Source organism: Bacillus sp. CCB-MMP212 (assembly GCF_022748145.1).
Classification (GTDB): domain Bacteria; phylum Bacillota; class Bacilli; order Bacillales; family Bacillaceae_G; genus Bacillus_A; species Bacillus_A cereus.
Window position 1 is genome coordinate 530767 of record NZ_JALDQE010000001.1, and the last position, 12272, is coordinate 543038.

Below are 12272 nucleotides of genomic sequence, written 5' to 3' on the forward strand. Positions count from 1 at the left end.
GCGAAAATATGTTTCCTTTATTAAAAACTGAAAGACTTATTTTAAGAGAACTTACCGAAGAAGATGCACCGCGTATACTACAATGCTTTTCTAATACTAATGTACTGCGCTATTATGGCCAAAAACCGTTACAAGATGTTGATCAAGTGAAACAAATCATTCATAACTTTAAGTTGAGTTACAATGCAAGAAACGGTATAAAATGGGGAATCGAATTAAAAGACAAGAAAGAACTCATCGGTACCATTGGTTTTCACGATTGGTCTTCTGAGCATAAACGAGCCAATATAAGTTATGCCTTTTTGCCTGAACACTGGGGAAAAGGATATGCGACTGAAGCTGTTTCTGAGGTTATATCATACGGTTTCCATACGATTCATTTAAAGCGGATCGGGGCAATTGTATTTCTTGAAAATGAAGCTTCCAATAAAGTACTATTAAAATTAGGCTTTGAAAAAGAAGGTGTTCTAAAAAATTATATGTATCAAGATGATATCCCATATGATACGAATTTTTACGCTTTATTAAAATCAGTTTAATAGAATTTATGTGTAAAAAACCTTACTTTTAAAAAGTAAGGTTTTTTGTATTTATTCATTAGCAATATAAGCATTCTTATAAGTATAAATACCACCAAATTGATGTTTTTCAATCCCTTTTACATAATCCTTTTGTACATACGCTGAGCCAATATGATAAAGCGGTGCCACAGCTGCATCTTCTAATAATACCTGCTCAGCTTCTCGCAACGCTTCCCATCGTTTTTCCGTATCTAGTACAAAATCCGTTTTCGCTTTCTTTATTAATTCATCGTAACGAACATTAGAATAATTCATTTTATTATTCGGATTCCCTGTCGTAAATAACTCTAAATAACTAATTGGGTCTTTATAGTCAGGTCCCCAATTTGCCATAGTTATATCGTAATCACCTATTTGTTCTAACTGTAATTTTTGCTTAAATGGCTGTTGTTTAATTTGTATCGTTAACCCTTGCAAATTCTTCTCTAAATCACCTTTTATATATTCTGCCATACGTATTGCGTTATCTTGTTCGAACGTTAAGAACTCTAGGTTTACTTGTTCTACCCCAAGCTCTTTTTTCGCTTCTTCCCAAAGTTTTTTCGCATTTTGCAAATCATATGAGGAAATATCTCCATTTTCTTTTCTAAAATCTTTACCAGTCACTTCATTTACATGACCAACTGGTACAAGTCCACTTGCAGGTTTTGCTCCGTTATTAATAAAGTGAGCAACGAAATCATCTTTATTTAACGCTAATGAAATAGATTGACGCACCTTTTTATTTGCTAACGCGTTATTTTTTTCATTAAAACGAAGCATAGCAATTCCAGGATCACTCGACATATGTAATTCCTTATTCCCTTTATACTTGTCTACAACTTGCGAATTAATAGGTACTCGATCTAAATCTCCGGCTTCATATAAATTTACAGCTGTCATTGTATCCTTTACGATATGAAAGTTTATTTCGTCTAATTTCACTTTCTTTCGATCCCAATATGTAGCATTCTTCTTTAATTGAAACTCTTGTTCATGCTTCCATTTTTCTAATACAAATGGACCGTTATATATGAGATTACTAGGTTCCAATGCATAATTGTTTCCTTGTTCTTTCAAAAATGATTCATGCTGTGGTAAGTATATAGGTAGTGCTAACAACTGTAAAAAATACGGAATTGACTGTTCGAGTTCAACTTCTAACGTATAATTATTTATCGCTTTAACCCCAAGTGCATCAAGAGGCATTGTTCCCTTATTGATCTCTTTCGCATTTTTTACATAAAAGAGCATGGACGCATATTGAGAGGCTGTTTCAGGGTTAATTGCACGTTTCCAAGCAAATATAAAATCATTTGCTGTTACATTATCCCCATTTGACCATTTTGCATCTTTACGCAAGTCAAATGTATATTTCTTACCATCTTCACTTCTTTTAAACGATTTTGCTATGGCTGGAGTAGGCTGATCTTGATCGTTTAATACATATAACCCTTCAAATATATTCTGCATAATGTGTGCTGATGTACCATCTGTTGTTTTCACAGTGTCCAGAGAAGGAATTTCTTCTGATACTGTTACATTTAACACTTGTTTTTTAACCTCTATGTCACTTTTATCCGCTTTATTATTACAAGCTGTTAATAATAAAGATGTAACAAGTGCCATTACCATTAAATGGCTCTTTTTTCGCTTCATGAGTTGTTCTCCTTAAATATAAAATATTATAAAGCGTAATATATTATAGCAGAAATACTAACAGAAAGATGCGACATTCTTTTGAATATTTATTCGTTCAAGAAAAAAACTATCCTTTTAAAAGGATAGCTTTTTCAACTGCCACATAATTATCTATCTTTGTAAACCTCGTTTATAACGACTTGCTTCAAATATAATACGCTCTTCATCTAACGTTTTACATTCGCCATTCCAAACGACACGTTTTCCGTTAATAATTACATCACTTATATCTTTTCCACTAGCAGCATATACAAGGTGTGATAACACTTCATCCGCTGGTTGTAAATGCGGCTTATTAGACGGGTCAATCGTAATAAAATCAGCACACTTACCAGCTTCTAGTGACCCTGTTTGTTTCATCCCGATTACTTCCGCAGCTCCTTTTGTCGCAAGAGAAAGAGCTGTTTCAACTGGTAATGCTGTTGCATCTTGGTGTATACCTTTTTGCAATAAAGTTGCTATACGCAGTTCTTCAAACATGTCTAAATTATTGTTAGACGCAACACTATCTGTTGCAATTCCTACTTTTATTCCTGCTTCTAGCATCGCTTTTACATTCGCTATACCAGAACCTAGTTTTAAATTACTATTTGGGTTATGTGCTACTCGAACATCATGTTCTGCTAAAAATGCACGCTCATTTTCATTTAATACTACACCGTGTGCAATAACTGTTGGGCGTTTAAACAACCCGCAACTTGCTGCATATTCTACTGGACGTTTTCCGTACTGTGCTTCAATATCACGTACTTCACGCTCTGTTTCAGAAAGGTGGATATGAACCATTGTTTGATTCTCTACTGCAATACGAGCACACTCTTCTAACAATTCTGTACTACATGTATATGGACTATGTGGTGCAACCATCGTAGTTAACATGCCACTTTCTTTATAATAACGCTTCACATATTTCTCAGCTTCTTCAATCGCTTTCTTTTCATCGTCTTTCGTTCCGAAGCTAAATAAAGTCCTTGAAACAGCAGCTCGCATCCCGCTCCTTGATACCGTTTCCATAATTGCATCTTGATCTACTCCAATTGGATTAAACATGTCAGAAAATGATGTTGTACCACTTTTCACCATTTCAAGTAATCCTAATTCCGTACTAGCAACCGCAAGCTCTGGAGTAAACTGACTTTCAAGTGGCCAAATTCTCGTCTCCAGCCATGGTTGTAATAACATATCATCGCCAATACCTCTTAAGAGACTCATTACAACGTGTGTATGTGTGTTTACAAGCCCTGGTAAAACCCACTTTCCTTTCATGTCAATTACTTCATCTACTTCAAAATCATTAGCGAATTCTCCGCTCTTTACATCTATAATTTGATCATTTTCTACAATGATATATCCATTTTCTATCACTTCGTTTTGTTCATTCATCGTTACGATTGTAGCGTTTACATAAGTTGTTTTCAAAAGTATTTCCCCTTTCAACTCTATGAAGTTCCCTTTAATAAGTTACCACCATTATAGTAACTTATTAAAGATTAAGAGTCAAAAGATAATTTGAATTCTTTCGTTATTTTTTCCTTCAAAATGTTATATTGCTTTTCATTTGTATCTGCAAATGCTTCTTCCCGATTTGACTTTTCATCCATATAATTCAATTTCCCATTGAATTGAGTCTCTGTAAAATCAAATCTCTGCCCATCTATAAAGTTATAAAAGTGCCATACCTCTCTTACTTTTGTCTTTTTAATTTCTCCTCCGTATATGTCTTGAACGACAAGAGCTGTAACACCACATTGTCCCTTTGCTGGATTTTCAATTGTCCACTTTGAACTTGTTTCAATTGACCACGATTTTATTAGTGCTTCATATATTCTTTTTTCCTTTACATCATCCATTCTAATCTTCCCCTACTATTAATAGTTTTACACATCATATTTCAAAAGAGGCAGTACACGACCCTTAAAGACAGTTGATGGTGTCTCTCCTATTAACTGTGCTCCCATTTTCAAGTAATATCCTTTTGCATTCGGATCACTATCAATTGTAAAACTTTTTAATCCTAGTTCATTTGCTTTTTCTATTACATACTCCCAAAGTATTTTCCCGTAACCTTTTCCTTTGTAATCAGGATGAATGTACAAGAAATCGAGAGCTTTATCATTACGTAAAAATGAGAAAAAACCAATCTTCGCATTATCGTTTTCTAAAACATATACAAAATTATTTTTTATGTATTCTTCTGTAATTGTTAAATCTTCCTTACAAGCAAGTATGAATTCTTCACTATAATTCCACGTTGCTTTTGATTGTAGTGCGAGTTCACTTAATTCATTTGCTTCACCTAATAACGCTTCTCTTATCTTCATGATTCTTTCTCCTCACTTTCGATATGTAAACTACTAAATTGATTCGGAAAGCACTTCAAAAAACCTTTTATTTTCATAAATTAGAGCTTACTTTTATAATTCTTTATTATAATCAGTACGATTTTCAACAAATTTTTTAAAGAAAAAGAACGCCATCCCTAAAAGTTGGCGTTCTCTTTTTCTAAAATTTAATCTTCAAGCTCACTCATTCGTTTTACTATTTCGTACGATACAAACCTATACAGTTTCTACTACCGCTTCAAGCATTGTTCCATTTTTAGCATAGTTCGTATGCCAAGAAAAAGCTTTTTCTAAAATATGAGGAGTTTGTCCACCTCTTATTTTTGCTTCTTCGTAATAAGCTCGTAGCTGTTCACGATACATTGGATGTGCGCAATTCTCAATAATAAGTTCCACTCTTTCTCTTGGCGCAAGTCCCCTTAAGTCGGCATATCCCTGTTCAGTGACGATAACATCTACATCATGTTCAGTATGATCTACATGTGAAACGAAAGGAACGATACTTGAAATGTTACCACCTTTCGCAATCGATTTAGTAACAAAGATAGCTAGGCGGGCATTTCTTGCAAAATCGCCAGACCCACCAATACCATTCATCATTTTTGTACCTAAAACGTGAGTAGAGTTAACATTTCCGTATATATCTAATTCTAATGCAGTATTAATTGAGATTAATCCAAGGCGACGAATAATTTCAGGATGATTGGAAATCTCTTGTGGACGCATCATTAATTTGTCACGATATTTTTCAAAGTTAGAAAATACTTGTTGCATTTTCTCTTCAGAAAGCGTGATAGAACAACAAGAAGCAAAATTGACTTTTCCAGCATCCATAAGATCAAAAACTGCATCTTGTAAAACCTCGGAATATACTTCTAAATCTTCAAATTCTGAACCTAACATTCCATGCAATACGGCGTTAGCCACTGAACCAATTCCTGATTGTAACGGTGCTAAACGATTTGTTAATCGGCCTACTTTGACTTCTTCTCGAAGGAATTCTATTAAATGCTGTGCCATAATAACAGTTTCTTCATCCGGAGGAACAATTGTCGATGGCGAATCCAATTGATTCGTAAACACAATTCCCTTTACTTTTTCAGGATCAATTGGAATACCGATTGTTCCAATTCGGTCATCCGTTTTCACAAGCGGAATTGGAAGCCTCTCTCCTTGTTTACCTGGTTCATATAGATCATGTAGCCCCTCTAATTGCGCGGATTGAGCCATATTCATTTCAATAATAATAGACTTAGCATTTAAGGAAAACGCTAAGGAATTTCCAATTGAAGTGGTTGGAATAATCATTCCTTCCTCTGTAATCGCAACCGCTTCCAAAATAGCGAAATCTATATCCAGAACGTCAGCACGGAGTAACTCTGCTGTATGAGATAAGTGCTGATCTACAAATAAAAAGTCTCCGTTATTAATTCCTTTTCGCATTGTCGCATCAGCTTGGAAAGGCAATCGTTTCCCTAAAATTCCTGCCTCAGCAAATAATTTGTCTACATCCGAGCCTAAAGAAGCCCCAGTATAAACATTTACTTTAAAAGATTCATCATTCTTAACTCGGTTTACAAGCGCAAATGGGACTGCTTTCACATCACCTGCACGTGTAAACCCACTTAAGCCTAAAGTCATTCCACTTTGAATCCAGGAAGCTGCTTCTTCAGGTGTAACTACCCGATCTTTTAGACGTTGATCTCTGATTCTATCTAAATTGTTCTCCATATGTAATCCCTCTCTCATTGAATATTCATAATTATTTTACACATTAACACTATCAAAATAGGGATTTTAGTATACAATGCCGAAAATTCAGACAGAACAGCAAATCTAGGTTCTAAAGCAGAAAAATTTAGAATCCTAGAAGCTTACGGAAATAACTAGCGTATGATTGACTAACTGGTACCCTCTCACCATTATCCATCGAAAGTACAAAAGTAGAATGGGTATCAGGATAAATCGCTTTAATATGATTAACATTTACAATAAACGAACGGTGACATCTAATAAATGAATCTTTCGGAAGCAAGTATTCGAATTCTTGTAGAGAGTATTTATGTGTTCCTGATAACTCTTCTGAATTCACATACGTCTTTTTATCTTTAGCCTCTAAATACATAACCTTTGAAAAAGGAACCGGAATCCAGCCGTCTGTTGTTTTTAAAGTAACGACTGACTTTCCATCCGTTAAAGCTGGATAAATTGCCGTTACGCACCCTTCAAGCTTTCCATTGTTTGAAAATGGTACAGCCATTCCATGATAAGGAATACCAAAAACATCCCGATTAATAAACTCAGATGTTTTTTGATTCATCACCATCGATTTATGAGCAATCGTTCCTTCCTTTATAGGATCCCCGACACTAATCTTTAAATCAATTCGTTTACTTGGCCGATAGTAAATATATTCTTTCGTATTCGAAACAGCAATTGAAATTTCATCTGAAAATAATTCACCAACAACATCTAGTAATAAACCTAACGTTCTATCTTCCATTCTATTAACACCTCATTCACTATTATACTACTATTATGAACAGGCATCTGTTGCTTTATAAAAAGTTTGATTTTAAGTTACTTTTAAAATTAGTTTTATTCACTATTACTTCGTTACTACAAAAAACCTCACTTCAGAAAAGTGAGGTTTCCTCTCATACAATATTTCTTTATTTTTTTAGAGACTCTAGTAACTTTTTAACAAAATAAATTGAATTATGCGAAGCAGATACACAATTATCTTCGAACACTTCTATGCCAGACGCTTCTTCTGTATCTGTTATTGATCTCACTGCTAAAAACGGAATCGTATTTGCATAGCAGACGTGGGCTATACTTGCAGTTTCCATATCTACACAAAGTGGATTGTATTTAGAGATTATTTCTGTACGACCACTCTCACTAATAAACGCTTCTCCAGTAACAACTTTTCCAAAATAAACATTTTGAGCGAATTGATTGTTCTCAACCACTTCTCTGCTTAATTCAAGCAGGTTTCTATCCGTTCTAAAATATACACTTTCCATCCAAGGATGATATTCAGTTAATATCCCTTCATCAACATCATGATATGCTATTTCTGTTGAAATTACTGTATCTCCAATTTTCAATACTTTGTCGATTGCTCCTGCAACACCTGTGACAATAATATGCGTTACATTGAATTTATCGATTAATATTTGAGTTGCAATAGCTGCATTAACTTTACATACACCACAATATAAGGCAACAACTTCTACATTCTCATATTTCCCACTGTGAAATGTTAACATCGCAAGATTCGTTATTTCCTTATTAGACATTTCTTCAATAAAAGGCGTAATTTCATCTTCTGATGGACCGATAATTCCAAATCTCATACATTCATCTCCTTACTTACACAGAGCTTGATATCTGTTTAATTATATAGAATAAGATTTATTTTTTATTAAGTAAAGTGAATTTAAGAATTTATTGCCCCTATTTCTGTATAATAAATAATCCCAAACTACAAACAGTTTGGGATTATCTTTCTCATTTATTATGCGCATCTAACCACGAAATTAAATCTTTAAATACTTCATCCTTATTTACTTCATGAAACATTTCATGTCTACCATTTTCATATAAACGTAGTGTCACGTCTTTCACACCACATTTTTTATAGTTTTCATATACTTCTTTTACACCTTTCCCCATATCGCCAACAGGATCACGATCACCAGAGAATATATGTATTGGAAGATTCTTTGGCGTCTTCTTGTATTCTTCTAGTTTATTTACTTCTAATACTCCAGAAAATAATTCTCGGTAAAAACTCGTCGTACAAATGAAACCACATAACGGATCCGCAATATATTTATCAACTTGATTATTATCTGAAGATAACCAATCAAATTTTGTACGATTTGGCTTAAAGTTCGAATTGAAGTTTCCGAAAGATAAAAAGTTTAACATTGGACTTTTCGTTTTTGCCCCGCGCAATTTCATTTCGATTGTTGCTACTTTATGACCAATAGCTCCTAAAAGCCCTGGATTTCCACCTGTTCCTGAAATTAGAAATCCATCATATAATTCGCCTCTAAGTTGTACAGCACGTCTTGATAAAAAAGAACCCATACTATGTCCAAGTAAAAACAAAGGACTTGACTGCTCTTCTTTTATCCTTTCTGAAACAAAGATAACATCCGATACAACTTGATTCCACCCTATATTTGGTTCAAAATGACCATAATCTTCTTCTTTTTTTACTGTTTTCCCATGTCCTTTATGATCATGCGCATAAACACCATACCCTGCTTCCAATAAAGCATCTACAAATTCTGTATACACCCCTGCATGCTCTGTCATGCCATGTGCAATTTGAATAATTCCTCTCGGATCTCCTTCTGGTAACCACTTACGCAAATAAATTTCCGATCCATCCAATGCCGTAACGAAACTTTCCTGTACATTCATTTCGTCAGCCCCCAACTCTATTATGTATAGCTTTAAGAAAATGAATATCCATTCACTTTTCTTATTTTATATTATATGTAATTGCTTTCATTATGACAAATGATGTATTTTTCAGACTTGCTTTTAAACTAATTTCTTGACGAATTCAAAATAAAATTATATAGTTACTTACATAAAGTAATCATATAATTTTTAGGAGGTTTCTACTATTATGATGCCATCACTATTTTTAGCACATGGTTCGCCTATGCTCGCTATTCAAGATACAGACTATACACGATTTTTAAAAACACTTGGAGAAACATATAAACCGAAAGCAATTGTTATTTTCACTGCTCACTGGGAAACTGAAGTATTAACGATTTCCTCATCAGATAACGAATATGAAACAATTTATGATTTTGGAGGTTTCCCCCCTGAGTTATACGAAATCAAATATCGTGCGAAAGGCTCTTCTAGCATTGCATCTATGTTAGAAACAAAATTTAGAAACAAAGGTATTCCAGTCCATCATAATATGACGAGAGGTTTAGATCATGGTTCATGGACACTCCTGCACCGCATGTATCCAGAAGCAAATATTCCTGTCGTGCAAATATCAGTAAATCCATTCCTTTCTGCAAAAGAACAATTTGAAATTGGAGAAGCACTTAAAGGACTCGGACAAGAAGATATTTTAGTAATCGGTAGTGGCGTTACCGTTCATAATTTACGAGCACTGAAATGGAATCAAACTACACCTGAAAAATGGGCAATTGAATTTGATGATTGGATTATTAAACATATGCAGAATAACGATAAAGATGCATTGTTTAATTGGGAGAATAATGCTCCTCATGCACAATTAGCCGTACCAAGAGCAGAGCATTTTGTTCCTTTGTTTATTGCAATGGGAAGTGGCGAGAATAGCGGTGAAGTCATTCACCGTAGTTATGAGCTTGGTACATTAAGTTATCTCTGTCTTCGATTTTAAAGAAAAAGGATGAAGCACATGTTGCTTCATCCTTTTTCTTTTTCATTCACTTAGTTAACTAACTTCCAAACGTTGTTTCTCTGATACTTCTTCGTTCTTATTATGAAAATAAACCCAAATACACGCAATAAATAATAGTGATGATGTAGAGAGGAAAACATATTGGAAGCCTGCATGCGCTGCAATTTGTCCCCCGAGCACTGGCCCAATCATATTTCCTAAAAACTGAAACGACTGATTATATCCAAATATTCGTCCCGTAACATGGGTTGGTGTATGTTGTTTTAGTAGAGTTTGTACGGAAGGCAATAATCCTGCTTGGGCGATACCTAATAAAAATCGAAGAATTAATAGTTGCCACGCTGAGGTTACAAATGCTTGCGGGATAAAAATAATTCCTGCTGCAAATAACGCTACAACTAACGTTTTTTGAGGACCGATATGATCTGATAATCTTCCTAGTCTTGGTGCTGCCAAAATAACTGCTAATCCTGTCGCTGACATAACTGCTCCCGCAATTGTTTCAATATGTGCAGTATGAGGACCTACTAAATTTTTCACGTACAATGTAACAATGGGTTGAACTGACATATTAGCAAGTTGAATAATAAATGTTGTTACAAATAAACTAATAATTAAATGCTTCGCTGGGACCATCGTCCATACTTTTTTCGGCTGTGTTTTTTTTGCTTGAGCAGAGTGATTTTCTTCATGCAGGAAGAAAAAAACGATGAGAAAGGAAAGGAATAAAAAAGCTCCTGTAACAAGAAAGACATGACGCATTCCAATTAACTCAGACAAATAACCTCCAAGTAACGGCCCAAGTAACGAACCGCTCACACCACCAGTTGAAATTGTGGAAATCGCCCAACCTGAATGTTCTTTCGGAGTTTCTGCTGCAATAAATGTCATCGCTGTTGAAAGGAAACCAGATACTGCTCCCATTAAAAATCTTAGTGCGACTAGTTGATACACATCCGTTACAAACCCCATAAGCGTCATAATAATCGCCATACCGAGGCTAGCACGAATAAGCATCAATTTCCGTCCATGTATATCACCAAGCTTTCCCCATATTGGCGATACGATCGCACCCATTAAAAATGTTACACCAAATGCAAGTCCCGACCACTGTGCAATGCTTGAAGTGCCAGTTACTCCTAATTCCTCAATATAAAAAGATAAGAAAGGAATTACTAAACTCATACCGGCTGCAGTGGTAAAACAACCTAGCCAACAAATCATTAAATTCCGTTTCCAGCTGGCCATTTTCACACCTTCTTTCTTTAGATACCCATTCTACACCCTTTCTTGTAAAAAGTTTAGTAATTTGCTTTATATGCAAGATTTACTACAAAACCCGCTATTTTCCAGTAAAAACCACTACATCTCTACATCATTTTCATAATAAAACCAACTCCCCTAAATGAAGTTGGTTAATAATCCATTAAACCGTAACCATAAATAATTGAAACAATTACACCCACTACCAATATACCTGGAAGTAAATTTGCCACCTTGATTTTAATAATACTAAGCAAGTTCAATCCAATAGCAGATATCATAATGCCGCCCGTAGCCGTCATCTCCACTATAAAATGGTTCATTAATTCTTTCGGGACAAAACTATTAATTTGTGTTGCAAAAACTGCAATACCACCTTCATATAAAACAACTGGAATCGCCGAAAATACTACGCCAATTCCAAGAGTTGTCGTTAATATAATAGAAATAAATCCATCGATAATCGCCTTTGTAAATAAAACATCATGATTTCCGCGAATCCCACTGTCAAGTGCACCAAGTATCCCCATCGCGCCAATTGCAAAAATTAAAGTAGCTGTTACAAAACCTTCTGATATGCTACCTTTCCCTTTCGATCCAACTTTATTTTCTAGCCAATCCCCTAAATGTTTTAACTTTTCTTCTAATTGTAACCATTCTCCAATTACCGTACCAATCACTAAACTCAGTATGACAACAAGAAAGTTTTCACTTTTTAATGCCATTTGAAGCCCAAGCACAGTAACCGCTAAACCGATTGCGTGCATTATCGTCCCTTTCATACTTTCTGGAATCCTACTAAATAATTTACCAAGTAAAGTACCAAATATAATACAAATCCCATTTACAACTGCTCCTAATATAACCATTTCTCATTCTTCACCCTTCGAATTCTTTATTTCTATATTTTGGTTTATACATTGATTTACAGGTTATCTATATGTTAACTTAATATTGAGAATATTAACAAAT

12 protein-coding genes are annotated in these 12272 nt (G+C 34.7%); 2 read left to right on the forward strand and 10 right to left on the reverse strand.

What is annotated here, in order from left to right:
* Positions 1 to 8 precede the first annotated feature (8 nt).
* Complete coding sequence (locus MRP26_RS02690; protein ID WP_000484220.1) at positions 9 to 539, forward strand: GNAT family N-acetyltransferase; 531 nt, start codon at positions 9 to 11, stop codon at positions 537 to 539.
* 51 nt (positions 540 to 590) lie between these two features.
* Here the strand turns inward: MRP26_RS02690 and MRP26_RS02695 are convergent, their stop codons facing one another.
* The 8 genes from MRP26_RS02695 to MRP26_RS02730 all read right to left on the reverse strand — a co-directional run bounded on the left by MRP26_RS02695 (position 591) and on the right by MRP26_RS02730 (position 9043).
* Complete coding sequence (locus MRP26_RS02695; RefSeq protein ID WP_065228631.1) at positions 591 to 2219, reverse strand: peptide ABC transporter substrate-binding protein; 1629 nt, start codon at positions 2217 to 2219, stop codon at positions 591 to 593.
* Between the two features lie 153 nt (positions 2220 to 2372).
* Positions 2373 to 3698, reverse strand: coding sequence for a bifunctional S-methyl-5'-thioadenosine deaminase/S-adenosylhomocysteine deaminase (locus MRP26_RS02700; protein ID WP_140155627.1), 1326 nt, complete (start codon positions 3696 to 3698; stop codon positions 2373 to 2375).
* A 53-nt stretch (positions 3699 to 3751) separates the two neighbouring features.
* Positions 3752 to 4111, reverse strand: a complete 360-nt coding sequence (locus MRP26_RS02705; protein ID WP_048565312.1) for a YunG family protein — start codon at positions 4109 to 4111, stop codon at positions 3752 to 3754.
* A 27-nt stretch (positions 4112 to 4138) separates the two neighbouring features.
* Entirely contained in the window at positions 4139 to 4582 is a 444-nt protein-coding gene (locus MRP26_RS02710) for a GNAT family N-acetyltransferase (protein ID WP_242805950.1), read from the reverse strand.
* A gap of 237 nt (positions 4583 to 4819) precedes the next feature.
* On the reverse strand, positions 4820 to 6334 hold the full coding sequence (locus MRP26_RS02715) for an acetyl-CoA hydrolase/transferase family protein (RefSeq protein WP_098679006.1): 1515 nt from the start codon (positions 6332 to 6334) through the stop codon (positions 4820 to 4822).
* 127 nt (positions 6335 to 6461) lie between these two features.
* A complete protein-coding gene (locus MRP26_RS02720; protein ID WP_029441983.1) occupies positions 6462 to 7106 on the reverse strand; it encodes a LytTR family DNA-binding domain-containing protein in 645 nt (214 codons plus the stop codon).
* Positions 7107 to 7275: 169 nt separating this feature from the next.
* Positions 7276 to 7965, reverse strand: coding sequence for a 5'-methylthioadenosine/adenosylhomocysteine nucleosidase (locus tag MRP26_RS02725; RefSeq protein WP_016082075.1), 690 nt, complete (start codon positions 7963 to 7965; stop codon positions 7276 to 7278).
* A gap of 154 nt (positions 7966 to 8119) precedes the next feature.
* Positions 8120 to 9043 (reverse strand): alpha/beta hydrolase, encoded by a 924-nt coding sequence (locus MRP26_RS02730; protein ID WP_001102583.1) that lies wholly within the window; start codon positions 9041 to 9043, stop codon positions 8120 to 8122.
* Positions 9044 to 9254: 211 nt separating this feature from the next.
* Here MRP26_RS02730 and MRP26_RS02735 point away from each other — a divergent pair, with 211 nt between their 5' ends.
* Positions 9255 to 10016, forward strand: a complete 762-nt coding sequence (locus MRP26_RS02735) for a DODA-type extradiol aromatic ring-opening family dioxygenase (protein ID WP_016513025.1) — start codon at positions 9255 to 9257, stop codon at positions 10014 to 10016.
* 54 nt (positions 10017 to 10070) lie between these two features.
* Here MRP26_RS02735 and MRP26_RS02740 read toward each other — a convergent pair whose 3' ends face one another.
* Both MRP26_RS02740 and MRP26_RS02745 read right to left on the reverse strand, forming a co-directional pair.
* A complete protein-coding gene (locus tag MRP26_RS02740; RefSeq protein ID WP_000179302.1) occupies positions 10071 to 11285 on the reverse strand; it encodes a multidrug efflux MFS transporter in 1215 nt (404 codons plus the stop codon).
* A gap of 167 nt (positions 11286 to 11452) precedes the next feature.
* On the reverse strand, positions 11453 to 12169 hold the full coding sequence (locus tag MRP26_RS02745; RefSeq protein ID WP_242805951.1) for a DUF554 domain-containing protein: 717 nt from the start codon (positions 12167 to 12169) through the stop codon (positions 11453 to 11455).
* Positions 12170 to 12272 lie beyond the last annotated feature (103 nt).